This is a genomic window from Dactylosporangium sp. CA-052675 (assembly GCF_050947935.1).
GTDB lineage: Bacteria > Actinomycetota > Actinomycetes > Mycobacteriales > Micromonosporaceae > Dactylosporangium.
Genome location: NZ_CP192010.1, coordinates 2,060,012 through 2,084,176, shown reverse-complemented (window position 1 = coordinate 2,084,176; position 24,165 = coordinate 2,060,012). Strand labels below are relative to the sequence as shown.

At 70.0% G+C, this 24,165-nt stretch carries 20 protein-coding genes; 11 read left to right on the top strand and 9 right to left on the bottom strand.

Translation table 11 applies throughout. The features are described 5' to 3' along the window. Nucleotides 1-102: 102 nt before the first annotated feature. Together ACQP1P_RS09370 and ACQP1P_RS09365 are read right to left on the bottom strand one after the other, a co-directional pair. Nucleotides 103-684 (bottom strand): TetR/AcrR family transcriptional regulator, encoded by a 582-nt coding sequence (locus ACQP1P_RS09370; protein ID WP_433085030.1) that lies wholly within the window; start codon nucleotides 682-684, stop codon nucleotides 103-105. Further along, nucleotides 582-1,079, bottom strand: coding sequence for a hypothetical protein (locus tag ACQP1P_RS09365; protein ID WP_433085028.1), 498 nt, complete (start codon nucleotides 1,077-1,079; stop codon nucleotides 582-584). The genes ACQP1P_RS09370 and ACQP1P_RS09365 overlap by 103 nt, the downstream gene beginning before the upstream one ends. On the opposite strand from ACQP1P_RS09365, the gene ACQP1P_RS09360 reads away from it, so the two are divergent. Continuing rightward, complete coding sequence (locus tag ACQP1P_RS09360; RefSeq protein ID WP_433085026.1) at nucleotides 1,063-2,118, top strand: alpha/beta fold hydrolase; 1,056 nt, start codon at nucleotides 1,063-1,065, stop codon at nucleotides 2,116-2,118. The two genes, ACQP1P_RS09365 and ACQP1P_RS09360, sit on opposite strands and share 17 nt — an antisense overlap. A gap of 373 nt (nucleotides 2,119-2,491) precedes the next feature. Here the strand turns inward: ACQP1P_RS09360 and ACQP1P_RS09355 are convergent, their stop codons facing one another. After that, nucleotides 2,492-3,742 carry a Gfo/Idh/MocA family protein gene (locus tag ACQP1P_RS09355; RefSeq protein WP_433085024.1) on the bottom strand — a complete coding sequence of 417 codons (1,251 nt, stop codon included), beginning with the start codon at nucleotides 3,740-3,742 and terminating at the stop codon, nucleotides 2,492-2,494. Then, complete coding sequence (locus tag ACQP1P_RS09350) at nucleotides 3,739-4,518, bottom strand: DeoR/GlpR family DNA-binding transcription regulator (protein ID WP_433085022.1); 780 nt, start codon at nucleotides 4,516-4,518, stop codon at nucleotides 3,739-3,741. Before ACQP1P_RS09350 ends, ACQP1P_RS09355 begins: the two co-directional genes overlap by 4 nt. Before the next feature lie 80 nt (nucleotides 4,519-4,598). Between ACQP1P_RS09350 and ACQP1P_RS09345 the strand changes: the two genes are divergently transcribed. From ACQP1P_RS09345 to ACQP1P_RS09325, 5 genes are all read left to right on the top strand, one after another. Continuing rightward, nucleotides 4,599-5,933, top strand: coding sequence for an alpha-glucosidase/alpha-galactosidase (locus ACQP1P_RS09345; RefSeq protein ID WP_433085020.1), 1,335 nt, complete (start codon nucleotides 4,599-4,601; stop codon nucleotides 5,931-5,933). 525 nt (nucleotides 5,934-6,458) lie between these two features. After that, a complete protein-coding gene (locus tag ACQP1P_RS09340; protein ID WP_433085018.1) occupies nucleotides 6,459-7,337 on the top strand; it encodes an SIS domain-containing protein in 879 nt (292 codons plus the stop codon). Between the two features lie 707 nt (nucleotides 7,338-8,044). Further along, nucleotides 8,045-9,331, top strand: coding sequence for an ABC transporter substrate-binding protein (locus ACQP1P_RS09335; protein ID WP_433085016.1), 1,287 nt, complete (start codon nucleotides 8,045-8,047; stop codon nucleotides 9,329-9,331). Continuing rightward, nucleotides 9,328-10,266 carry a carbohydrate ABC transporter permease gene (locus ACQP1P_RS09330; protein WP_433085014.1) on the top strand — a complete coding sequence of 313 codons (939 nt, stop codon included), beginning with the start codon at nucleotides 9,328-9,330 and terminating at the stop codon, nucleotides 10,264-10,266. Before ACQP1P_RS09335 ends, ACQP1P_RS09330 begins: the two co-directional genes overlap by 4 nt. Further along, entirely contained in the window at nucleotides 10,266-11,090 is an 825-nt protein-coding gene (locus ACQP1P_RS09325; RefSeq protein ID WP_433085012.1) for a carbohydrate ABC transporter permease, read from the top strand. The genes ACQP1P_RS09330 and ACQP1P_RS09325 overlap by 1 nt, the downstream gene beginning before the upstream one ends. A gap of 265 nt (nucleotides 11,091-11,355) precedes the next feature. Here the strand turns inward: ACQP1P_RS09325 and ACQP1P_RS09320 are convergent, their stop codons facing one another. Continuing rightward, entirely contained in the window at nucleotides 11,356-12,408 is a 1,053-nt protein-coding gene (locus ACQP1P_RS09320) for a carbohydrate kinase family protein (RefSeq protein WP_433085010.1), read from the bottom strand. 287 nt (nucleotides 12,409-12,695) lie between these two features. Between ACQP1P_RS09320 and ACQP1P_RS09315 the strand changes: the two genes are divergently transcribed. The 4 genes from ACQP1P_RS09315 to ACQP1P_RS09300 all read left to right on the top strand — a co-directional run bounded on the left by ACQP1P_RS09315 (nucleotide 12,696) and on the right by ACQP1P_RS09300 (nucleotide 16,833). Next, nucleotides 12,696-13,466 (top strand): endo alpha-1,4 polygalactosaminidase, encoded by a 771-nt coding sequence (locus ACQP1P_RS09315; protein WP_433089931.1) that lies wholly within the window; start codon nucleotides 12,696-12,698, stop codon nucleotides 13,464-13,466. A gap of 352 nt (nucleotides 13,467-13,818) precedes the next feature. Beyond that, nucleotides 13,819-15,489, top strand: coding sequence for a PfkB family carbohydrate kinase (locus ACQP1P_RS09310; RefSeq protein WP_433085008.1), 1,671 nt, complete (start codon nucleotides 13,819-13,821; stop codon nucleotides 15,487-15,489). Nucleotides 15,490-15,712: 223 nt separating this feature from the next. Next, a complete protein-coding gene (locus ACQP1P_RS09305) occupies nucleotides 15,713-16,549 on the top strand; it encodes a class II fructose-bisphosphate aldolase (RefSeq protein WP_433085006.1) in 837 nt (278 codons plus the stop codon). A gap of 11 nt (nucleotides 16,550-16,560) precedes the next feature. After that, the gene (locus tag ACQP1P_RS09300; RefSeq protein WP_433085004.1) at nucleotides 16,561-16,833 is read left to right on the top strand and encodes a hypothetical protein; all 273 of its coding nucleotides are present in this window, start codon (nucleotides 16,561-16,563) and stop codon (nucleotides 16,831-16,833) included. Here ACQP1P_RS09300 and ACQP1P_RS09295 read toward each other — a convergent pair. The 4 genes from ACQP1P_RS09295 to ACQP1P_RS09280 all read right to left on the bottom strand — a co-directional run bounded on the left by ACQP1P_RS09295 (nucleotide 16,830) and on the right by ACQP1P_RS09280 (nucleotide 21,293). Next, nucleotides 16,830-19,343: a DEAD/DEAH box helicase gene (locus ACQP1P_RS09295; RefSeq protein WP_433085002.1), complete on the bottom strand. Its 2,514-nt coding sequence runs from the start codon at nucleotides 19,341-19,343 to the stop codon at nucleotides 16,830-16,832. The genes ACQP1P_RS09300 and ACQP1P_RS09295 overlap by 4 nt on opposite strands. Then, nucleotides 19,340-19,987, bottom strand: coding sequence for a tRNA (guanosine(46)-N7)-methyltransferase TrmB (trmB, locus tag ACQP1P_RS09290; RefSeq protein WP_433085000.1), 648 nt, complete (start codon nucleotides 19,985-19,987; stop codon nucleotides 19,340-19,342). The genes ACQP1P_RS09295 and trmB overlap by 4 nt, the downstream gene beginning before the upstream one ends. 76 nt (nucleotides 19,988-20,063) lie before the next feature. Continuing rightward, nucleotides 20,064-20,939: a LysR family transcriptional regulator gene (locus ACQP1P_RS09285; protein WP_433084998.1), complete on the bottom strand. Its 876-nt coding sequence runs from the start codon at nucleotides 20,937-20,939 to the stop codon at nucleotides 20,064-20,066. Between the two features lie 195 nt (nucleotides 20,940-21,134). Beyond that, nucleotides 21,135-21,293 (bottom strand): hypothetical protein, encoded by a 159-nt coding sequence (locus tag ACQP1P_RS09280; protein WP_433084996.1) that lies wholly within the window; start codon nucleotides 21,291-21,293, stop codon nucleotides 21,135-21,137. Nucleotides 21,294-21,603: 310 nt separating this feature from the next. Here ACQP1P_RS09280 and ACQP1P_RS09275 point away from each other — a divergent pair, with 310 nt between their 5' ends. Then, complete coding sequence (locus tag ACQP1P_RS09275; RefSeq protein ID WP_433084994.1) at nucleotides 21,604-24,165, top strand: 5-methyltetrahydropteroyltriglutamate--homocysteine S-methyltransferase; 2,562 nt, start codon at nucleotides 21,604-21,606, stop codon at nucleotides 24,163-24,165.

Genomic DNA, 24,165 nt, shown 5'->3' with positions numbered 1-24,165 from the left:
CTTCTGGCCTTCTGGGACTTCTGCCTTCTGGCCTTCTGGGACTTCTGCCTTCTGGTCCCCTGAGCTTCTGTCTTCTGGTCTTGTGGGCGCCCGTCCTCGCGGTCACTGCTTCCGGGCGAGGCGCCGGCTGATGTCGCGGAGGGCGAAGGCCAGGTCCCGGCCGCTCATCGCCTGCTCCGGCAGCACCAGGTGCTGCACGACGACACCCGTGAGCAGCACGTGGTAGAAGCCGCCGATCACCCGGGCGAGCTCCGGCTCCGCCTCCGGGTCGATGCCGTGGAACAGCGCGGCGAGCCCGGCCTGGGCCTGCCCCTGCGCCTCGGCCCACGCCGGTGACGGCTCCGCCTGCCGCCCCAGCTGCGTGACCACCTCGAACTGCGTCGTCCACAGCGGACGGTTCGCGGTGACCGAGGCGATCACGCTCGCCCACACCGCCTCGAAGCGCTCGGCCGGGTTCGCCACGTCCGCGGCCCCGTGCAGGGCCCGCTCCATCTCGTCGCCCCACTGCTCCAGCGCCCGCTGCAGGGCCTCGTTGAGCAGGGCCTCCGTGGTCCTGAAGTGATAGTTGATCGCGGCCAGGCTCACGCCCGCCGCACCGGCGATGTCCCGCGCGGTCGTGGCCGCGTACCCCTTCTCGAGCAGGCACTGCAACGCCCCGTCGAGCAGCTTCTCCCGGTTACCCATGTCTGAAGCATACGTCTGAAAATTTTGTCTTGTACATTTGTCTCATACTTCTGTACAGTCAGGTGCGTCGAAGCCAGGCACCACGGCACCACGGCACCACGGCACCACGGCATCGCCGCCGACTCCGCCAGCTCGACGCCGTGCACCACCAAGCCGAAATCCGGCACCACCACACCGACTCGGCACACCGCCACGTCGACGCCGTGCACCACCAAGCCGAAATCCGGCACCACCACACCGACTCGGCACACCGCCACGTCGAAGCCGTGCACCACCAAGCCGAAATCCGGCACCACCACACCGACTCGGCACACCGCCACGTCGACGCCGTGCACCACCAAGCCGAAATCCGGCACCACCAATCGGGGGAGGCCCACCATGTCCGCGCTCGCCATCACCGCCATCACCGCCGTCGCTGCCGCCGCCACCGTCGCCGCCGCGCCGCTCGCCTACCGCGCCGTCCGCAAGCACCAGCGCGCGAACGACGCGCGCATCGACACGCCGAACGGCGTGGTCGAGGGCCGCTACGTCACCATCGGCGGCGTCGAGCAGTGGCTGCAGATCCGCGGCGAGGACCGCGCCAACCCGGTGCTGCTCGTCGTGCACGGCGGCCCGGGCTCGCCGTACTCGGTGTTCACCCCGGTCCTGCGCGCCTGGGAGCGGCACTTCACGGTCGTGCACTGGGACCGCCGCGGCGCGGGCCGGACTCTGCGCCGCAACGGCCTGCGCCCCGAGGAGCTGGACTTCGAGCTGATGGTCGAGGACGGCATCGAGGTGGCCGAGCACCTGCGGCAGCACTTCGGCCAGGAACGCATCCTGCTCATGGCCGGCTCGATGGGCACGATCGTGGGCCTGCCGATGGTGCGGCGGCGCCCCGACCTGTTCCGCGCCTACGTCGGCACCGACTTCTACGTGAACATGGTCGAGAACGAGCGCAAGGGCCGCGTGGACACCATCGAACGACTGCGCGCGGCGGGCAACCGGCGCGGCGTGGCGGCGCTGGAGCGCCTCGACGCCGACCCGCGCACCTGGGACGTGAAGAGCTGGGGTACCCGCATGCAGTGGAGCATGGGCACCGACCCGACGACCGGCAACGCCGCCCTGACCACGCTGTTCAAGCTGCTGCTGACGAAGCCGGACTACTCCCTCGCCGACGTGTCGGCCTGGCTCAAGGGCTTCGGCAAGTCGCGCGACCTGATGTTCGAGCAGTTCATGCGGTGGGACGCCCGCGCGCTGGGGACCTCGTTCGACGTGCCGTTCTACCTCTTCCAGGGCGCGCGGGACGTGGTGACGCTGACCGAGCCGGCGGTGGAGTACTTCGCTGAGGTCGTCGCGCCGCAGAAGGAACTCGTCCTGATCGACGGCGCGAGCCACTTCTGCGCGTTCAGCCAGCCGGCACAGTTCCTGAGCGCACTGTGCACGGTCCGCTGCTGATTTCGAGCGAGCCGCGCACGGTTCGCTGCCGAACTTTGAGCGAGCCGCGCACGGTTCGCTGCCAACATAGGGGCGCTGCGGACGGTCCGCTCCTGACCTCCTGAGCGCGCCGCACGGTTGGCTGCCGATCTTTTGAGCGCGCCGCGCACGCTGGGCTGCTGACATTAGCGTGCTGCGGACAGTTCGCTGCTGATCGGCGGCTCGGCGAACTATCGGTGCGCGGGCCCGTTCATTCGCGCAAACGCGCGGACCGCTTTGTGCTGCCTGGCCGACCACCACGACAGTGCGCGGGCTTGTTCATACGGACAAACTCGCGCACCGGTCGCCGACGATCGAGCGGTGTGACGGAATGCGCGCCGCGGACTGTTCGCGGCTAGGGCAGCGACACGACGGTCCCGGTGCGGCGGGCCTCCTCCGCGGCCCAGACGACCTGGTGACCCGCAAGACTCGTGCGCACATCCGAGCGCAGCAGCCCGGCGTCGCCCGCGGCCACCGCGGCCACGAACGCCGAGATCAGCCCGGCGTCGCCGTCCGAGTGGTCCCCGGACCCGCCGGCGGCGACGCTCACCGTCTCGTCCGCGCCGGTGCGGAAATCGACGAGCCGGATCGAGTGTCCATCTCCGTCGATGTAGCCGTGGGTGCCGAAGATGCGCGTCTTGCGATGCTCGGCCGGCGTGAACGCGGTCATCGTGAGCGACACGGTCCCGCCCCCGGCGAGCTCCATCGCCACCACCTGATGGTCCACCACGTCGTTGTCGCAGGCGTAGACGCAGCGGCCGTACGGCCCGGTCCGCAACGCCTCCGTCACCGCCGCCGTGCTCGCCTCGGCCGAGACCACCGACAGCGGCCAGTGCACGGGTTCACTCGGCGGCTGCGCGTCCACGAGCGGGAAGTAGAGCTTCGGCGCCGAGTACGGACACTCCGGCTCGATCGAACACTCAAGGCACCGGTCCGCGGCCCCCGCGGGTCGCTGGTCGGCCCGGAAATGCGCGAGCCCGCCGAACGAGCTGACCCGGCGGACCGGCTCGTCCACGAGGTACAGCAGCCAATCGACGTCGTGGCAGGCCTTGGCGAGCAGCATCGGCGACGACACCGCCGCGCTGCGCCAGTTACCCCGCACGAACGAGTGCGCCTGGTGCCACCATCCGACGGGCTCGAGGTGCTGGATGCTCACGATCCGGCCGATGCGCCCGGCATCGAGCAGTTCCTTCAGCGCGGCCGTGTAGGGGGTGTACCGCAGCACGTGACACACCGCCGCGATCACGCCGGCCGCGGTGACCGCCTCGGCGATCCGGCGCGCCGGCGGCTCCTCGGGCGCCATCGGCTTCTCGAGCATGAGGTGGTACCCCTGCGCGGCCAGCAGGACCGTGGGCTCCTCGTGCATCGCGTCCTGCGTGGCGACGATCGCCGCGTCGGCGAGCCGTTCCCGGCCGGCGAGCCGCTCCCAGCTGTCGAACACGCTCACCTCCGGCAGTCCGAACTCGCGCGCGAACGCCGCGCGGCGCGCAGGATCGGCCTCCGCGACCGCAACGATCTCGGCGTGTCCGGTCTGCGCGGCGAGCCGCGAGTACCACGTGCCCCGCTGCCCGGCCCCGACCACCAGCAGCCGCACCGGCGCGCTCAACCCGCCACCACCACGGCGGTGCCGGTGCGGCGGATCGCCTCGACCTGGTCCAGGTCGGCACTGCTGTCGGTGATGAGCGTGGTGACGGAGTCGAGCGGGCTGATCTGCGCGAGGCAGACACGGCCGACCTTCGAGCCGTCCGCGACCACGATGACCTTGTCGGCCTGGCGGAGCATCGCGCGGTTCGTGTGCGCCTCGGCGTCGTCGTGGGTGGTGAGGCCGCCCCGCGCGCTGATCCCGTCGACGCCGATGACCGCGATCTCCATGTTGAGCCCGCGCAGCGCCTCCTCGGCGATCGGCCCGACGAGCTCGTAGGACTGGGTGCGCGAGACGCCGCCGGTCATGATGAGCTTGATCCGGGGCCGCAGCACCAGCTCGGAGGCGATGTTCAGCGCGTTGGTGACGACGGTGAGGTCGACCCGGACGGCGAGCAGGCGGGCCAGCAGGAGCGTGGTCGTGCCGCCGCTGAGCCCGAGCGTCAGCTGTCCGTGCGGCAGCAGCCCCGCGGCGCACTGGGCGACGCGGACCTTCTCGTCGCGATGTTGGCCTGTTCGGTACCGGACGGGCAGCTCGTAGGCCATGTCCACGGCCACCGCGCCGCCGTGCGTGCGCGAGACGAGCCGCTGCTCCTCCAGCACCTGCAGGTCGCGGCGGATGGTGGCGGGCGAGACTTCGAACTCCTCGGCGAGGACGGCCGCGTCGACGGACCCCTCCCGCGACACCCGGTCGAGGATGGCCGACACGCGGTCGGCCCGGCGCAGCGAACTCTGGGTCATTTCCAGCTCCGGTCTGATGATCAAACGCGCAGTGAAGATAGTTCACTTGCGCGCGAATCGCGACGATACCTTGTGCGAGTGTGCACGTGCTGCCGAGAATCCCGTCCATGACTGTGATCGCGTTCCTCGGCGCCGGCAGTGTGGTGTTCACTCGCGAACTGCTCGCCGACCTGCTGTCCTTCGACGAGTTGCGCGGCGTGACCCTCGCACTGCACGACATTGATCCCGAGCGGCTGGAGACGGCCGAGGCGATCGCCCGCCGCACCGCCGAGCAGCTCGGCGCATCGCCCGTGATCACGGCCTCGCTGGATCGGCGGGCCGCACTCTCGGGCGCTGGGTACGTTATCAACGCGATCCAGGTCGGGATGCACGCTGCGACAGTTCGTGACTTTGAGCTACCGGCGAAGTACGGAGTGCGCCAGACCATCGGTGACACCGTCGGCGTCGGGGGCATTTTTCGCGCCCTGCGCACATTCCCTGTACTCGACGGGATCGCGGCTGATATGCGCGAGCTCTGCCCGGACGCGTGGCTACTCAACTACACCAACCCGATGGCGATGAACGTCGCGTACCTGGCCGCGATCGCGCCCGACCTGAACGTGGCGGGCCTGTGCCACTCGGTCTTCTGGACCGTGCACGATTTGTGCGCGCTGCTGGACGTACCGCTCGATGAGGTGGACTACCGCGCGGCCGGGGTGAACCACCAGGCGTGGCTGCTGCGGTGGGAGCACCGGGGCGAGAGCCTCTACCCGCGGCTGGACGAGCGGCTGTCGGGCGATCCCGAGCTGCGCCGCCGCGTGCGCATGGACATGTACCGCCGCCTCGGCTATTTCCCCACCGAGACGAGCGAGCACTCCGCCGAGTACGTGCCCTGGTACCTCCACCACGACGCCGAGATCGCGCGTTTGCGCATTCCCGTGGGCGAGTACGTGCGCATCAGCGAGGCGAACCTGGCGGACTACGCCACGACACGCGCCGCGGTGCTCGCCGGCGAGCCGCTGGATCTGCACCGGGAGGCGACCGAGTACGCGCCGCAGATCATTCACAGCATCGAGACGGGCACCCTGCGGCGCATCCACGCCAACGTGGCCAACCGCGGGCTGATCAGCAATCTGCCGGAGGGCTTCGGCGTCGAGGTACCGTGCACGGTCGACCGTCTCGGGCTGCACCCCGAGCGTGTGGGCGCGCTGCCGCCGCAGTGCGCGGCGGTCAACCGCGGCTTCGTGAGCGTGGGCGAGCTGACCGTGCAGGCCGCCCTGACCGGCGACCCGCGCCTGGTCCGGCAGGCCGCGATGGTCGACCCGAACACGGCCGCGACCCTGACGGTGGACCAGATCTGGTCCTTGTGCGACGACCTGACGAACGCCCACGGAGACCTGCTGCCGGAACCCCTGCGCGCTCCGGCACGACTCTGACCCGTTGACGATTCGCACAGACGACAGCGCACATCTGCGCAAGAACCCCGCACTGCTCCACTCCGCCGACCCCGCCGCACGTTCGCGCACACCCAACCCGCACATCCGCGCCCTGTCGCAGCCGACCAGCCGCATTGCACGTTCGCGCTCGCGCACAACGCCCTGCGCACCGTGGCGGGGTCGGACGTGATGGCGCACATCCGCGTTCGCGCACAACGCCCTGCACACCGTAGCGGGATCGGACGTGATGGCACACGTTCGCGTTCGCGCACAACGCCCTGCACACCGTAGCGGCATCGGACGTGATGGCGCACATCCGCGTTCGCGCACAACGCCCTGCGCACCCTGGCGGCATCGGACGTGATGGCGCACGTTCCTACACGTGGGCCGGCGGGCGGGGAGTGCGCGGATGGGCTGGCCGAGATGCGCGTTTGGACAGCCGGTCAAGGTCAAACGCGCAACGGGGAATGTTCACTTGTGCAGAGAACCTTGTGGAACGAACGCAAGCGCGCATAGCGTTCGCGCATGAACGACACTTCGCTCGAAATCGCCAGCCAGCCGGACGTGTGGAGTCGCGGGGTCGGGCTGGCCGACGAGGGGCGGGCCGCGATCGGCGCGCGCGGCGAGCGGATGCTCGTGCTCGGGTGCGGCACCTCGTGGTTCGTCGCCCAGAGCATCGCCGAACTGCGTGAGGCCGCGGGGCTGGGCGAGACCGACGCCGTGTGCGCATCGGAGTTCGTGCCCCGCCGGCGGTACGACCGCGTCGTGGCCGTCACCCGCTCGGGCACGTCGACCGAGGTGCTGGAGGCCCTGCGCGCGGTGCCGGCCGACACGCACCGGGTCGCGATCACGGCCGTGGCCGGCGAGCCGGTCGACGACCTGGTCGACACCCGCGTGCTGCTGGACTTCGCCGACGAGCGCAGCGTGGTCCAGACGCGCTTCCCCACCACCGTGCTCGCCCTGGCCCGGGCCGCGTTCGGCGAGGACCTCGCCCATCTGACCGCCGACGGCGAGGCCGCGCTGGCCGCCCCGCTGCCGGCCGACCCGGCGGACATCGAGCACCTGGTGTTCCTCGGCACCGGCTGGACGGTCGGACTCGCGCACGAAGCCGCACTCAAGGTGCGCGAGGCCGCGCAAGCGTGGTCCGAGTCGTACCCGGCGCGCGACTACCGGCACGGCCCCGTCGCGGTAGCCGGTCCGCGCAGCCTGGTCTGGTCGTTCGGGGCCGTGCCCGAATCCCTCGATAAGGCCGTCCGCGATGCCGGTGCCCGCCCGTACCGCGACTCGCGAGACCCGCTCGCCCAGCTGGTCCTGGCGCAGCGCTTCGCCGTGGCCCTCGCCGCGCACCGCGGCCTCGACCCGGATCATCCGCGCCTGCTGACCCGCTCTGTCGTCCTCGCCTAGCACCCCTCCCCGAAGCCGGCTCTCGCCACGACACCAGGACGGCCAGGAAACCCGGGACTCGCACCGAGACCAGCACCACCCGAGACCAGGCCCTATTCCGTAACCCGGCACCACCGCGAGACCGAGACCAACCACGAAACCCGGCACCACCGCGAGACCGGGACCAACCACGAAACCCAGCACCGCCACGAGGGTGGGACTCACCACGAGGACCAGCACCCTCCACGAGGCCGGGAATCGCGGAGGGACCAGCACTCGAGCACAAAGCGACACCGGCTTCGGCAACCGGCGCCGGGAGACCGGCCCGGTCAGCAAACGCACTGGAAACGACACGAACGGCCGGACGCGAGCAGCCGGCACGGACGGCGCGAACAGCACGACACGAGGAGAGCCCGGTGACCGAAGCCGGGCATCGACTCGCGAAGCGACACCAGCCCCTCAGCAGCGAAGTGACCAGACGGGCGGCGCAACACCCAGTGCTCGATGTCGACATCTCGATGCGGAGCAACACGCAGTACCGAAGCAGCATCTGAACGCAAAGTGCCACCCGAAGACGCACGAGCACTCATGTGGCGATGCATCGCCCGGCTTGTCGGACATATGGCCTGACAGGCGGCATACACCCATACCCGACAGCTCTCCACATCCCCCAGTGAAGAGGTGCAGCGATGACGCTGATCCCCACCCGAGGCAGTCGACGGACATCAATGGTCGCCGGTGTCACCGGTCTGGCGCTGCTGCTCGGCGCGTGCGGCGGCGGCTCGAAGGCGGACAACGGCAAGGATGCCGCCGAGGGGTACGACCCCGCCGCCCAGGTCACGCTCACCTGGTGGACCGGGCAGCCCTCCGAAGGCGAGCAGAAGGCCGAGGAGCTGGCCGCCGAGTACATGAAGGCGCACCCCAACGTCACGATCAAGACGTCCTCGGGTGCGGCGACCACCGACGACCTGCTCACCAAGCTCTCGGCCGGATTCACGAGCAACAGCTACCCGGACATCTCGTACGCGTACGGCAGCTGGGCCGGCGAGCTGGCGACGAGCGGCAGGACGCAGGACCTGGCCAAGTTCGTCGCGGACCCGTCGTTCGGGTGGCAGGAGATCCCGGCGGCGGCGCGCGAGACGGCCACCTACGACGGCAAGGTCATCGGCGTGCCCGCGCTCGTGGACAATCTTGCGCTCATTTACAACAAAAAACTGTTCGATGATGCGCACGTCGCGTACCCGACCGACCAGTGGTCGTGGGACGACTTCCGCGCGGCGGCCAAGAAACTCACCAATCCGTCACAGAATTTGTACGGAACCGCGTACTCGGTGTCGGGCAGCGAGGACACGACCTGGCACCTGTGGCCGATGCTGTGGCAGCGGGGCGGGAAGATCCTCGACGGCAACAAGCCGGCCTTCAACTCCGAGGCGGGTGTCAGCGCGCTCGAACTGCTGCGTGCGATGGCGGTCGATGACAAGTCGATGTACCTCGACCAGACCGACGAGCAGTACGCGAAGCTCTTCAACGACGGCCGGATCGGCATGATGATGTCGGGTCCGTGGGCCCTGCTGGAGATCAAGGAGGCCGGGCTCGACTACGGCGTCGCGCAGCTGCCCGGGTACAACGGCGACCACCAGACGGTGTCGGGGCCGGATCTGTGGGTGCTGTTCGATCACAATGACGCAAACCGGGCCGGCGCTTCGCGCGATTTCATCAAGTGGCTCACGAGCAAGGAGACCGACGCGAAGTGGAACCTCGCGATCGGTAACCTCCCGCTGCGCTCCTCCGAGCAGGGCACTGCCGAGTTCGCGGCGTACGTCAAGGAGTACCCCGGCGGCCAGAAGTTCTTCGACAACCTCGCGAACGCCAAGCAGGCCCGCCCCACCGTCGCCGGTTATGAGGAGATGTCGCGCAACGTCGGCGACGGGATCTCGAAGGTGCTGCAAGGCGCGGCGAAGCCGAAGGAGGCGCTCGACGAGGCGGCCAAGAAGTCGGCCGGGGCGATCGAGTGACGCTGACGTTCGCGGCCTCGAAGTACGCGCCGGCGCCGGCCGCCGCCGGGCCCCGCACGAGCCGGAAGCTCCGGCGGACGCTCACCGGGTGGGCGTTCGCCGGTCCGGCGACGTTGATCGTCGTGGGGCTGTCGCTCTTCCCGGCGGTGTGGGCGTTCTTCATCTCGCGCACCAAGTGGAACGGAATCGCGCAGCCGACGGACATCGGCTGGGCGAACTATGAGCGACTCGCGCGGGATCCGGACCTGGCCGCCGCCGCGCAGCACACACTCGTGCTCACCCTGCTGTTCGTTCCCGGCTCGATCGCGCTCGGGCTGCTGCTCGCGATCGCGCTCAATCAGCGCATCCGGCTGATCGGTTTCTATCGAACGTGCATCTTCGTGCCGTACGTGGCGTCGGCGGCGGCGACCGGCATCCTCGCCGGCTACGTGTTCAATCCGCAGTTCGGCCTGGCGAACGATGTGCTGCGCCGGGCCGGCCTGCCCGCGCAGCAGTTCCTGGAGAGCCCGCGGCAGGCGCTGGTCGTCGTGTGCATCGTCGCGCTGTGGGGCGAGGTCGGGTTCACGTCGGTGGTGTACCTCGCGGCGCTGCAGGATGTGCCGAAAGAACTGATCGAAGCTGCAACCGTCGACGGCGCCGGGAAGTGGCGGGTGCTGCGCAGCGTGACCCTGCCGCAGCTGCGCCCGGTGACGCTGTTCGCCACGGTGTGGCAGACGATCACGGCGCTGCAGCTGTTCGACCTCATCTACACGACGACCCGCGGCGGACCCATGAACAGTACGCAGACGGTCGTCTACTACGTGTACGAGCTGGCCTTCCAGACACGGCGTCTCGGCTACGGGGCGGCGGTGGCGTACATCCTCTTCGCCGTCACGCTGCTGCTCACCGCGCTCGTGATCTGGCGCAGCCGCCGCAGTGGCGAGGAGGCGTTCTGATGCGTCGGAGAGTGCTTCCGTTCAGCGCGTGGCACCTCGTGTTGATGCCCGTGTCGCTCATGTTCGTGCTGCCGCTTGTGCACATGGTGCTCGCGTCGTTCATGACCAAGGCCGAGCTCAACCGCTTCCCGCCGCGGTTCATCCCCGATGGCCTGCATCTCGACGGGTACCGCCGGCTGTTCTCGGAGTCGCACATCCTGCTGTGGCTGGGCAACACCGTCCTGGTCTCGGCCGTGTCGGTGCTCGCACATCTCGTGCTGTGCTCGGCGGCCGGCTACGGGTTCGCCCGGCTGAAGTTCGCCGGGCGCGGGGTCGCGTTCGCCGCGGTGCTGGCCACGGTGATGATCCCGATCCAGCTGCTCATGATTCCGACGTACCTCATGTTCGCGCGTCTGGGCATCGTCGACACCCTGGCCGCGGCGTTCGTGCCGTGGCTCGCGTCCGCGTTCGGCATCTTCCTCATGCGCCAGTTCTTCCTCTCGCTGCCGGTGGAGCTCGAGGAGGCCGCGCGCATCGACGGGTGCGGCGTCCTGCGCACGTTCGTGAGCATCGTGCTGCCACTCGCGCGCCCGGCACTGGCGACTCTTGCGGTGTTCACGCTGCTTTCGAGCTGGAACGACCTGTTGTGGCCGCTCGTGGCGATCAGTGACGACCACAAGTACACGCTGCAGGTCGGGCTCGCCTCGTTCCAGGGCATGCGGCGGACCGAGTGGTCGCAGCTCATGGCCGGCAACGTGGTCGCGACGCTGCCTCTGGTCGTGGCGTTCCTGGTGGCCCAGAAGCGCTTCGTGGCGACGATGACGATGACCGGGCTGAAGGGATGAGCCCGCCGGGTCGGCGAGCGGCTCAGGATGCGCCGGGCTCATCCGGCGTGGCGGCACCGCCGGAAAAGCGCGCAGCTCAGGACGTGCCGAGTTCCTCCGGCGTGGCTTGGGCCGCAGCTGCGCCAGCGGCGCGCGAGGCTCAGGATGCGTCGGGCTCCTCTGGCGTGGCCTGGACCGCGGCACCGCCGCAGCCGCGCACCGCTTACGACGCGCCGAGTTCCTCCGGCGTGGCCTGGACCGCGGCACCGCCGCAGCCGCGCACGGCTTACGACGCGCCGAGTTCCTCCGGCGTGGCTTGGGCCGTGGTGCCGCCGGCGGCGCGCGTGCTCAGTGAACCTGCCCTGGCGGCCCAGGCCAGCGACTCGGGCACGTCACGGCCGGCCAGCCGGGCCGCGAGGAAGCCGGCGTTGAAGCTGTCCCCGGCGCCGGTGGTGTCGACGACGTCGACGGCAAGCCCGGGTGCGGTCGCGTACCCGCCGCCCGGCCACCAGGCGCGTCCGCCGCGCGCACCGTCCTTGAGTACGACAGTCGTGCCCATCGCCACGAGCTGCTCCGCCGCCGCCTCGGTCGAGTCCGCTCCGGTGACGGCGAGCAGTTCGGCCGTGTTGGGCAGGAACACGTCGGTCACCGCGAGGATGTCGTCCAATCCGCTCCACCGGCCGGACGGGTCCCAGTTGGTGTCGAGCGAAGTGGTCACGCCGAGCGCACGGGCGCGAGCGAACACGCCGGCCAGCCCTGCGTGCAGTCCTGGTTGCAGGAACAGCGACGCAACGTGGACGTGTCGCGCGGAAGCGAGCAGTGCATCGGTCGCGTCCTCGGGTCGGAGCGTGGGGATGGTGCCCGGCAGCGTCAGGATGGCGCGGTCGCCCGGCGCCGAGAGAATCACGCTCAGCCCGGTCGGTGTGCCGTTGCCGGGCGCGGCCGCAGGGGACGCGCTGGAATCCACATTGGACACGGTCGTCGCGGCCGCGGTCGGTGTGCCGTTGCCCGGAGCCGCCTCGGCGGAACCTCCCGCGTCCATATTGGACACGTCGGACGCGGCTGCGGTCGGTGCGGGCGAGCCGGTGCCGGGTGCGGCCGGGAGTAGCAGACGGACGCCGCGCTCCTCCAGGCGTTCGCGGGTGAACGCGCCGAACACGTCCGCGCCGACCGCGGCGAGCAGCCCGGTGCGCAGGCCCAGGCGGGCGCAGCCGGTCGCGGTGATCGCTGCCGAGCCGCCCAGCACCAGGTCGGCCGCGTCGAGCAGTTGCTCCTCCTGGCCGAAGCGGGGGTGCACGTCGCCACGCAGCACCAGGTCCGGGTTGGCGTCGCCGATCACCAGTACGTCGAACACCATCGTCGCCCCCTCGGGTTCATGTTCGATCGGACAGTACCAGTTGAAAGATCATGCTCGTATCACGAGTTTTCGCACACAAACAGCCATTGACAGCTACAAATTTAGGCGGTTGAATCGGCCCGAGCGATCGAGCCCAGCCGGTAGTGGAGCACTTCCCGAGTCCGGCACACAGGTCGCCAGGGTGCTCGGCACCCGAGGCGGGGCAGATCCCGAAACCCCTCGGAGCTCTCGCTGTGATTCCCGCACTGCGCCGCATCGGCGTGCCCGCGATGGCGGTGCTGGCCGTCATCGGACTCGGCATCGGAACGGCCGATGCCGCCACGTTCACCCCACCGCCGGCGAACGCCCAGTTCGACTACCAGATCGGCGGTGCGTACTCGCCGCCGTCCGGAGTCCGGGTGGTCAGCCGCGACCGGACGGCCTCGCCGGCGTCTGGTCTCTACAACATCTGCTATGTCAACGTGTTCCAGACCCAGCCCGACGAGATCTCCTGGTGGCAGGCGAACCACGACGACCTGCTGTTGAAGGACGCGAAGGGACAGTACGTCGTGGACAGCGACTGGGGCGAGAACCTCATCGACGTCTCGACGGCGGCCAAGCGCACGGCGGTGGCCGGGATTGTCAACGGCTGGATCGACGGCTGCGCGGCGAAGGGCTTCAAGGCCGTGGAGCCGGACAACATCGACTCGTACGAGCGCTCGAAGGGGCTGCTGAAGCAGTCGAACGCAATCGCACTGCTGAAGCTGATCGCCACGCACGCGCACGACAAGGGACTCGCGATCGCGCAGAAGAACACGACCGCTCTAGGCAGTGCGGGCAAGGCCGCCGGCCTGGACTTCGCGATCGCCGAGGAGTGCGGCCGCTACGACGAGTGCGGCGACTACACGTCGGTCTACGGCAACAACGTGATCGTCATCGAGTACACGAAGAGCGCCTTCACCAAGGCGTGCAAGGCGTACGGGTCGTCGCTGTCGATCGTGCTGCGCGACGTCGACGTCACGACGCCGGGCAGTGGGTCCTACAAGTACGACGCCTGCTGAACCTCCGGGCTCGCGCCGCATCCTCGACCGGGGGTGCGGCGCGACACCCGCTCGGCCGCCGGAATCACGCCGAACGCTCACCCAGAACCGCGTCACGATTCCGGCCGAACCGCCGGCGTCACGCCGAATCCTCGTCTGTGGGTGTGGCTCAACACTGGAACAGCGCCACATCGTCGCCTACGGCTACGGCTACGGCCCCGGCGCCGCGCACGCTGAGCCGCCGGCACCGGACCGCGCTCTCGACCGGGTCTGCGGCACGACTCGCATCGCGCTGCCAGCACCACGCGGCGCCCCTGATGCGGCGGCCGGTGAACCGTCGGAGTCGGGCCGCCCGGCCGATCGGGGGTGCCGCGTGATTCTCACGGTGACGCTCAACGCCGCGCTCGATCTGACGTATGCGGTCGACAAACTGCGTCCGTATACGACGCATCGAGTGCGAACCGTGCACGAACGCGCAGGCGGCAAGGGTCTGAACGTCGCGAGTGTCCTGCACGCGCAGGGGGAGCCGGTGCTCGCGACCGGGCTGCTCGGCGGGGCGACCGGCACACGGATACGCGAGCTGCTCGCCGCGGACGGCGTGCCGCACGCGTTCGCGCAGATTTCCGGCGAGACGCGACGCACGGTGACGATCGCCGACGGCGTGGACGCGACCGGGCTGTGGGAGCCCGGCCCGAGTGTCGAAACGGCGGAATGGCTCGATTTCCTGCGGTTGTACCGCACGTTGCTCGCCGACACCGCCGTCGTCGCACTGTCGGGGTCGCTGCCGCGGGGGCTTCCGGTGGATGCGTATGCGGTGCTGATCGAGCTTGCGCATTCGTGCAACGTGCGCACGGTGCTCGATACCAGCGGGGAGCCGTTGCGTTTCGGGCTCGCTGCCGGGCCGGATGTCGTCAAGCCCAACGCCGATGAGCTGGCGGCACTGCTTCACGCGTCGGCAAACGAGCACGCGTCGCCGGAGGAACGCGTCCCAACCGAAGGGCACGCACCGACCAAGGGGCTTGCACTAACTGAGGGGCATGCACCAACCGAGGAACGCGCACCAACCGACGGGCACGGGCCAACCGACGGGCACGCGCCAACCGAGGGGCACGCGCCAACCAAGGGACACGCGCCACCCGACGGGCACACACCAGCGGGCGAACGCATACCGGCGGATGAGCACGCCTCGACGGACGAGCAGGCACCGGTGAGCGAACGCGCATCGCCGAGCGATCATGCGCCCGCAGATGAGCACGCACCAGCAGCCGAACGCGCATCGACCGAGCACGCGCTGGCAGCCGAACGCGCGCCTGCCAGGGAACACACACCGGCGGACCCATGCGCACCGGCAGACCGGAGCGCGTTGACGGTCCAGAGCCCAACGGCTGGCCGGAGTGTACCGGCGGGTCAGAGCGCGCCGACTGGTCAAAGCGCACCGACTGGTCAGAGCGCACCGACGCACCGGAATGCAGCATCGGACCGCGCGGTGGGCGCAGAACGACAGACACAAGCAGACCTCGGTGCGCGATTGGATCGGGATGCGTTGCGTGGGCTTGGTGCCGGGTGCGTTGTCGTTTCGCGCGGCGCCGACGGGCTGATCGCGGTGCGGGGCGACGAAGCCTGGCTGGCCTCGCCGCCGGTTGTCGAGGCCGGCAATCCCACCGGTGCCGGGGACGCGTGTGTCGCCGCCCTCGCGCGCGGGTTGCGCGATCGCTCACCGTGGCCGGAGTTGCTCGCCGATGCCGTCGCGCTGTCCGCGGCTGCCGTGGCCGCACCGTTTGCCGGGGCCGTTGACGAGAGCCGTTACCGCGAGCTGCGCGCTCGGATTGACGTCTCCCTGATACCGCCCGACGAACCGCTGCCGACGCGGGTGCGCGGTGCCGACGAGCACAGGCCAGTGCCGACGGCCGGGCACGACCTGAACGAGCACCAGCAAGCACCGGTCACCGCACCGGGCGTTGATGCGCACAAGCGGAGGCCGCCCGATGCACGGGGCCTCGACGGACACGAGCGAACACCGGCAGCCGCGCGCGGCACGAGCTGACATGAGCAAACACCCGCCGACACGCGCGCCACCAGCGGGCACGAGCAAACACCCGCCGACACGCACGGCTTGGACGGGCACGAGCAAACGCCCCCGGACACGCGCGGCTTGGACGGGCACGAGCGAACGTCGGCGGCGTTGTCCGGCCTCGATGAGCACGAACGAACGCATGCGGGCGTGCGTTTCGGAGACGAACCAGCAGAGTTGAACGAGGAGAGTTCCGATGTTGACCCCGACCGGTGAGATTGTTGCCGACGCCAGGCGCCGTGGGGTGGGGGCGGGGGCGTTCAATGTCATCACCGTCGAGCACGCCGAGGCCGTCGTCACCGGGGCGGAGGCCGCTGGTTGTCCGGTCATCCTGCAGATCAGCGAGAACGCCGTGCGGTTCCATCATGGGCGGCTCGGGCCCATCGCCGCGGCGGCCAAGGCGGTGGCCGAACTCTCGTCCGTGCCGGTCGGGCTGCACCTCGACCACGTGGAGAGTGACGAGCTCTTCGATCAGGCGGCCGGCAACGGGTTCGGGTCGGCGATGTATGACGCTTCGAAGCTCGAGTACGCCGGCAACGTAGCCGCCACTGCTCGGGCTGTTGCTCGCGGGCATGCGTGCGGGCTGTGGGTGGAGAGCGAGCTCGGCGAGGTCGGGGGCAAGGACGGTGCGCACAAACCGGGGGTGCGCACGGATCCGGACGAGGCCGCGCAGTTCGTTCGCGCGACCGGGGTCGACGCGCTCGCCGTCGCGGTCGGATCCGCGCACGCGATGACGACGCAGGATGCGCGGCTCGATCACGACCTCATTGCGCGTATCCGCGACGCGGTCGCCGTTCCGCTGGTGCTGCACGGGTCGTCGGGGGTGCCTGACGACGAGTTGCGCGCGGCGGTGCGGGGCGGGCTGGTGAAGGTCAACATCGGCACGGCGCTGAATGTCGCGTTCACCGGGGCGATCCGCGAGGCGATTCGGCGGGATGCGAAGGTCGTCGATCCGCGCAAGTACCTCCGGAATGCGCGAGACGAGATGGCCGAAACGGTCAAGCACGCGCTGCGGGTACTGACCGCCGCCTAGCGACCCGGGCGGTGGGGACGCCGGAGGCTGCGGCGAGCAGCGGCGGCGGCAGCAGCAGCGGCAGCGGCGGCGGCAGCAGCAGCAGCAGCAGCGGCAGCAGCAGCGGCAGCAGCAGCGGCAGCAGCAGCAGCAGCAGCAGCAGCAGCAGCAGCAGCAGCAGCGGCAGCAGCAGCGGCAGCAGCAGCAGCAGCAGCAGCAGCAGCAGCAGCGGCAGCAGCAGCGGCAGCAGAGGCCAGGGCAGCAGACGCCAGGGCAGCAGAGGCCAGGGCGACAGCGAAGTCTAGAAGCCCTTGGCCGGGCCTACCGAGACGATGCGAACCGCGGCGGCGCCCTGGGCGTCGGACTCGGCCAGGTCCACCTCGGCCACGATCGCCCAGTCGCGGTCGCGCTCCGGGTCGTCGAAGATCTGGCGCACGTGCCAGCGGTCCGGCTTCTGGTCGATCACGAGCAGCGCCGGGCCGCGCGCGTCCGGGCCGACGCCCATCGAGTCGTACTCCTCGAAGTACGCCTCCACCGCGTCCTGCCACGCGTCCGCCGTGAAGCCGGCCTCGCCGTCGAGTTCGCCGAGCTCGTCGAAGCGGCGCAGTGCCGCGAGCTCGACGCGGCGGAACAGCGCGTTGCGCACCAGGACCCGGAACGCGCGCAGGTTGCGCGTGACGGCCGGCGGTTTGTCGTCGCGAGGGCCGCGCTCCTCGACGTCGCCGGGGTTGCGCAGCCGCTCCCACTCGTCGATGAGGCTGGAGTCGACCTGGCGAACGAGCTCGCCGAGCCATTCGATGATGTCCGTGAGGTCCTCGGTGCGCGCATCCTCGGGCACCGTCTGGCGCACGGCCTTGTAGGCGTCGGCGAGGTACCGCAGCACCAGTCCTTCCGAACGCGACAGCCCGTAGAAGCCGACGTATTCGACAAACGTCATTGCGCGTTCGAACATGTCGCGCACGACGGACTTGGGCGACAGGGCGTAGTCGGCGACCCAGGGGTGCCCCTGCTTGTACAGGTGGTAGGCGTTGTCGAGCAGGTCGGCGAGCGGCTTGGGGTGCGTGACGTCGTCGAGCAGCTCGAGCCGCTGCTCGTACTCGATGCCCTCGGCCTTCATCGCCGCGACCGCCTCGCCGCGCGCCTTGAACTGCTGCGCGGAGAGCACCTGGCGCGGGTCGTCCAATGTGGACTCGATGACGGAGAGCACGTCGAGGGCGTAGCCGGGCGCCTCCCGGTCCAGCAGCTCGATCGCGGCCAGCGCGAACGGCGACAGCGGCTGGTTGAGCGCGAAGTCCATCTGCAGGTCGACGGTGAGCCGGACGCGGCGGCCCTCCTCGTCCGGCTCGGGCAGCTGCTCGACGACGCCGCCGGCCAGCAGTGCGCGGTAGATGGCGATCGCCCGGCGGATGAGCCGCCGCTGGGAGTGCGCGTCCTCGTGGTTCGCGGTGAGCAGGTGGCGCATCGCGGCGAACGCGTCGCCGGGGCGGCTGATCACGTTGAGCAGCATGGCGTGCGAGACCTGGAAGCTGGACTTGAGCGGCTCCGGCTCGGCCTCGACGAGGCGTTCATACGTGGGCCGGCCCCAGCCGATCGAGCCCTCCGGTGGCTTCTTGCGCACCACTTTGCGGCGTTTCTTGGGGTCGTCGCCCGCTTTCGCAAGCGCTCGCTCATTGTCGATGACGTGTTCGGGCGCCTGCACCACCACGGTGCCGATGGTGTCGAAGCCGGCCCGGCCCGCTCGGCCTGCGATCTGGTGGAACTCCCGCGCGTACAGGAGCCGGGTTTTCTGTCCGTCGTATTTGGACAGTGCCGTGAACAGCACAGTGCGGATGGGCACGTTGATGCCCACGCCGAGCGTGTCCGTGCCGCAGATGACCTTGAGCAGCCCGGCTTGGGCGAGGGTCTCGACGAGGCGGCGGTACTTCGGCAGCATCCCCGCGTGATGCACCCCGATCCCGTGCCGTACCAGCCGCGACAGGGTCTTGCCGAAGCCGGCCGTGAACCGGAAGTTGCCGATCGCTTCGGCGATCATGTCCTTTTCTGCGCGAGTGCTGACGTTCACGCTCATGAGCGCTTGTGCACGTTCGAGCGCCGCGGCCTGCGTGAAATGCACGATGTACACCGGCGCCTGCCGCGTGGAGAGCAGCTCCTCGATTGTCTCGTGCATCGGGTCCATGGAGTAGGTGAACATGAGCGGCACGGGCCGTTCCGCGTTCTTCACGACCGCGGTCGCGCGCCCGGTGCGGCGCGTGAGGTCCTCCTCGAACCGCGTCACGTCGCCGAGCGTGGCGGACATGAGCACGAACTGGGCCTGCGGCAGCTCGATCAGCGGCACCTGCCACGCCCAGCCCCGGTCGGGGTCGGCGTAGAAGTGGAACTCGTCCATGACGACGATGCCGACGTCGGCTCGCTCACCATCGCGCAGTGCGATGTTGGCGAGGATTTCCGCGGTACAGCAGATGATGGGCGCATCCGCGTTGACGCTCGCGTCGCCGGTGAGCATTCCGACGTTCTCGGCGCCGAACATGTCCACGAGCGCGAAGAACTTCTCCGACACCAGCGCCTTGATCGGCGCGGTGTAGAAGGTTGTGCGATCGGTCGCGAGCGCGGCGAAGTGCGCGCCCGCGGCCACGAGGCTCTTGCCGGAGCCGGTGGGGGTGTTGAGGATCAGGTTCGCCCCGGTGGCGATCTCGATGAGCGACTCCTCCTGGTGCGGGTACAGGCTGAGCCCCTGTTCCTGCGCCCAGACCGAGAACGCCTCGAAGACGGCGTCGGGGTCGCCGCCCCTGGGGACCCGCGCGGCAAGATTCGTCATCGCTTCTCGTACATCACGTCGAAGGAGGGTCGACCAGCGCGCAGCGCACGCTGTTCGAACTTGGTCACCGGCCGATGGGCGGGGCGCGGCGCGAATCCGTCGTAAACATTCACCAGTTCCTGATCGGCGGTGAGCGTTTCGAGCATCGCCTGCGCGTATCCGGCGTCATCGGTTGCGCAGTGCAGGATGCCGCCGGGCTTGAGCCGGTCGCGGAGCACGGCGACGCGCTCGGGCACGATGAGCCGCCGCTTGTGGTGGCGCGCCTTCGGCCACGGGTCGGGGAAGAACACGTGCACTGCGGCGAGGCTGCCGGAAGGAATGTCGCTCGCGAGCAGTTCGAACGCGTCGACGGCCGCGATGCGCACGTTGCCGAGCCCGGCCTCGTCGATCAGGTGCAGCAGGTTGGCGACGCCGGGCGTGTGGACCTCGACGGCCAGGTAATGCCGCCCGGGGTCGGCCGCGGCCATGCGCGCGGTGGCCTCACCCATCCCGGATCCGATTTCGAGGACGTCGACGTTCCATCCGGTTTCGAAGGTGTACCGCGCAGCAAGGCGCTCCAGCGCGTCGAAGTGCCGACCGCTGAGCCGACCCCGGCGGGGGTGATATGTCCGGACGATCCGCAGCGGCCGGTCGACGGTAGTCATGGGGCCTCAACTGTACCGGAGCCGCGCCGTACCTGCTTCTGGGCCTCTGGGGACAAGACCCTCTCCAGACGCCAGGTCACCGCCGCAGGGCGTCCTGCGCCGCCTGGACCAGCGTCATCAGCTCCTCGCCGGCCGTCTCGGCCCGCCACACCAGTGCGAACGTCAGCCGCGGAGCCGGACCGGCGAGCGGGACGAAACGGACATCGGGGCGCCGCACGGTGTCGACCAGCAACTGCGGTACCGGCAGGGCGCCCCGGCCCGCCGCGACCAGGTCGAGCGCGGAAGCCGGGTCGTCCACCGCCTCCGGCGCCAGGCGCACCCCGGCCGGCAGGGGCAGGCCGCGTGGCAAGAGCAACGGGCTCGCGCGGTCGAGGGTGAGCGAACGTGCAGTGGAGAGCGGATCGGCGGACGGGAGGGCCAGGTGGCTCAGCGGTACCTGGAAGCGGGCCGCGCTCGCACATCCGGGCGGGAACGGCGCGCACATCAGGGCGGCCGCGCCGTCGGGGGCGTGGGTCAGCTCGGCGGTCGCGGCCGACCAGCCGCCCGGTACCAGGGTCAGGTCCAGGCCCGGTTTGCGGCCGGCGAGACGGCGGGCGAGGCGGGCCGCGAACGTTCCGGTCACGGGGGCGTACACGAGCCGGATGCCGGTCGGCGACGGTACGGCCAGGCGCGCCGCCTCCGCCGTGAACGCCGCGGCCTGGGCCAGGACGGATTCGGCGTAGGGCAGCAGCGCGTCGCCGAACGCGGTCGGTTCGACGGTCCGGCTCGTGCGTTCGAACAGGCGCCGGCCCAGCTCACGCTCGAGGCGGGCGATCGCCTGGCTCACCGCGGGCTGCGACAGGGACAGCGCGGCGGCGGCGCGCGAGAACGAGCGGTGCCGCGCCACCAGCGCGAAGCACTCGATGTCCCGCAGCGCCGCCACGTCGACCAGTATCGGCCACGCATCGCTCATCGATCGCGTGTGTTCGAACCACCCTCGGGCGCGACGAGAAGGGAACCGCGGCCGCGCGCGAATGAACACTTCCGCACCGGGCCACTCCCCCGTCGGCTGACGCACCGCGAGCGGACACGCCACCGCCAGCTGACGCACCGCGAGCGGCCACACCACCACCAGCTGACGCACCGCGAGCGGCCACACCATCGCCGATCAACCCGCCACGAACAGCCACACCACCACCAGCCGACGCACCACAAACAGCCACGCCACCGCCGACCAACCCGCCACAAACAGCCACACCACCACCAGCCGACGCACCACAAACAGCCACACCACCACCAGCCGACGCACCACGAACAGCCACGCCACCGCCGACCGATCACCTGCGGTCGAGCCATCACCGGACGCGACAACATCGCAACCGCGACCGTGCGTGAATGAGCACCGACGCACCCGCGACCGGTCCGGTCGCGGCTTATCGATCGCGGAGGCCCCGCCCGGCCCGTCGGCTGCGACCGCGAGTCGGCGGTGACCGGCCTGGCGGGAGCGTCGCCGGCGGGGAGCCAGGCTGGGCCGCGTTGGCGTGGGCTGGTGCTGCGCGGTCCGAGCGGGCGGGACCGGCTATTCGTGGCGCTTATCGATCGCGTGTGAACAGGTTCGAACGGTCACGATGCGCGCTGTGAACGAAGACTTTCCCATCTCCACCGTGCTCGGGTACCCACGTATCGGACCCCGGCGCGAGCTCAAGCGCGCGCTCGAGGACTACTGGGCGGGGCGCATCGATCGTGCGGCGCTCGACGAGACCGGGCGCCGGCTGCGCGCCGAGAGCTGGCACCGGCTGCACGAGCTCGGGCTCGCCGGGCTGCCCTCCAACACGTTCTCGCTCTATGACCACGTGCTCGATACGGCCGTCGCCGTCGACGCGGTGCCCGACCGGTACCGCGATGCGGCCGACCCGTATTTCGCGATGGCGCGCGGGACCGATGACGTTCCGGCGTTGCGGATGACGAAGTGGTTCGACACCAACTACCACTACATCGTGCCCGAGATCGGGCCGAGGACGCGCTTCCGGGCGGTGGCCGACAAGCCGCTGGCGGAGTTGCGGGAGGCGCGCGAGCTCGGGTACGAGACGCGGCCCGTCCTGCTCGGGCCGGTCACGTTCCTGCAGGGGCACTTGGAGCGGCTCGACGATCTGCTGGACGTGTACGGCGAGTTGCTGCGCGAGCTTGCAGAGGCGGGTGCGCGATGGGTGCAGCTGGACGAGCCCGCACTCGTCGTCGACGGCGGGGCGCCCGCGGTCCGGCATGCCTACCGGCGGCTCGCCGCGCTGGAGCGTCGGCCGAAGCTGCTCGTCGCCCCGTACTTCGGGGACGCCGACGCCGCGCTGCCGGCGCTGTCCGTGGCCCCGGTCGACGGGGTGGCGGTCGATCTGACGCACGGGGTGCCGGCGAATCTGCGGCTGTTCGAAGGACGCACCGTGGTTGGCGGGGTTGTGTCCGGGCGGAACGTCTGGCGAACAGACTTGGACGCGGCTCGGTGGCTACTCGCGCAGGCTGGGGCGACCGCGGTCTCCACGTCGTGCTCGCTGTTGCACGTTCCGTACACGCTGCGCGGGGAGTCGGATCTGCCCGCTGGGCTGGTCGATCGGCTCGCGTTCGCCGAGGAGAAGGTGGCCGAGGTCGTCGCGCTCGCCGGGCTCGGGCCGCTGCCGGCGAAACCGCGCGCCGACACGCAATCCGAGCACACGCCCGGCCGATTGCCAGCGAGACCTGCCGCAGAGACAAGCGTCGAGACCACGGATGGGCCGCCGTCAGCGCAGCAGATACACGCAGCAACGAGCGTTGAGAACGAGCCGAAGCCGCAAACGCACCAGCCACGCGCAGAAACGAACACCACGACTGAGCGCGAGCCGCAGTCGCACTCGACACACCTACACGCACGAACGAACCGCGCGACCAAGGCCGAGCCGACGTCGCAAACGACACAGCTACACGCACAAACGAACACCGCGGCCGAGACCGAGCCGCAGTCGCAGTCGCAGTCGCAGTCGCAAACGACACAGCCACATGCACAAACGAACACCATGACCGAGGCAGGGCCGCTGACGGCGCAACGGCCGCGTGCGGCAACGAACACCGGCGCCGGCGCAGGGCCGTTGACAGCGCGCGCGGACGGGGAAGCGGCAGCTGACGTAGTGCCGGAAGGAGCGCGTGAACTGGTCGAGTGCCGTTCGCCGTATGCGGTGAGGGTCGCGGCTCAGGCCGATCTCGGGTTGCCCGCCCTACCGGTCACCACGATCGGCTCCTTCCCGCAGACCGGTGATCTGCGGGCGGCCCGGGCGACGTTGCCTGCCGAGCAGTACGAAATCCGGATCCGGAGGGAAATCGATCGGGTCATCGCCGAGCAGGAAGCGCTCGGTTTGGACGTGCTCGTGCACGGTGAGCCTGAGCGAAACGACATGGTGCAGTATTTCGCCGAGCATCTCGAGGGTTTCGCGGTCACGCGCAATGGGTGGGTGCAGTCGTACGGCTCGCGCTGCACCCGGCCGCCGATCCTGCACGGCGACGTGCACCGGCCGGAACCGATCACGGTGCGCTGGGCGACCTATGCGCAGTCGCGCACCGAGCGGCCGGTGAAGGGCATGCTCACCGGGCCGGTGACGATCGTCGCCTGGTCGTTCGTGCGCTCCGACCGGCCGCTGCGGGACGTGACGATGCAGGTCGCCGACGCGGTGCGGGCCGAGGTGCGCGACCTGGAGGCGGCCGGCATCCGCATCATTCAGGTCGACGAGCCGGCGCTGCGCGAACTGCTGCCGCTGCGGCGCGAGGAGCAGCCGGAGTACCTGGCCTGGGCCGTGGCCGCGTACCGCCGGGCGACGGCGGGGGCCGCGGACGGTACCCAGATCCACACACATCTGTGCTATTCGGATGCGCCTGCGGTGCTGGCCGCGATCGACGCCCTGGACGCGGACGTGACCAGCATCGAGGCGGCTCGCTCGGGATTCGCGATCGAGGGGTTGACGCGTGGGGTCGGCCCCGGGGTGTACGACATCCACTCCCCCCGGATCCCGGGCGTCGACGAGGTCGGGTCCCGGTTGCGCGCCGCGCTCGAGGTGATCCCGGCGGGGCGGCTCTGGGTGAATCCGGACTGTGGCCTCAAAACGCGCACGTACGAGGAGGTGCGCGCGGCGCTCACCAATGTTGTCGCGGCCGCGCACAAGATCCGCGAATCCGTAAGGTGA

Coding starts and splice junctions, on each gene's coding strand:
- trmB (WP_433085000.1), bottom strand. CDS start 19,987: ATGACTACCGTCGACCGGCCGCTGCGGATCGTCCGGACATATCACCCC.
- ACQP1P_RS09370 (WP_433085030.1), bottom strand. CDS start 684: ATGGGTAACCGGGAGAAGCTGCTCGACGGGGCGTTGCAGTGCCTGCTC.
- ACQP1P_RS09340 (WP_433085018.1), top strand. CDS start 6,459: ATGAACGACACTTCGCTCGAAATCGCCAGCCAGCCGGACGTGTGGAGT.
- ACQP1P_RS09335 (WP_433085016.1), top strand. CDS start 8,045: ATGGTCGCCGGTGTCACCGGTCTGGCGCTGCTGCTCGGCGCGTGCGGC.
- ACQP1P_RS09285 (WP_433084998.1), bottom strand. CDS start 20,939: ATGAGCGATGCGTGGCCGATACTGGTCGACGTGGCGGCGCTGCGGGAC.
- ACQP1P_RS09315 (WP_433089931.1), top strand. CDS start 12,696: ATGGCGGTGCTGGCCGTCATCGGACTCGGCATCGGAACGGCCGATGCC.
- ACQP1P_RS09295 (WP_433085002.1), bottom strand. CDS start 19,343: ATGACGAATCTTGCCGCGCGGGTCCCCAGGGGCGGCGACCCCGACGCC.
- ACQP1P_RS09305 (WP_433085006.1), top strand. CDS start 15,713: ATGTTGACCCCGACCGGTGAGATTGTTGCCGACGCCAGGCGCCGTGGG.
- ACQP1P_RS09365 (WP_433085028.1), bottom strand. CDS start 1,079: ATGGCGAGCGCGGACATGGTGGGCCTCCCCCGATTGGTGGTGCCGGAT.
- ACQP1P_RS09360 (WP_433085026.1), top strand. CDS start 1,063: ATGTCCGCGCTCGCCATCACCGCCATCACCGCCGTCGCTGCCGCCGCC.
- ACQP1P_RS09325 (WP_433085012.1), top strand. CDS start 10,266: ATGCGTCGGAGAGTGCTTCCGTTCAGCGCGTGGCACCTCGTGTTGATG.
- ACQP1P_RS09350 (WP_433085022.1), bottom strand. CDS start 4,518: ATGACCCAGAGTTCGCTGCGCCGGGCCGACCGCGTGTCGGCCATCCTC.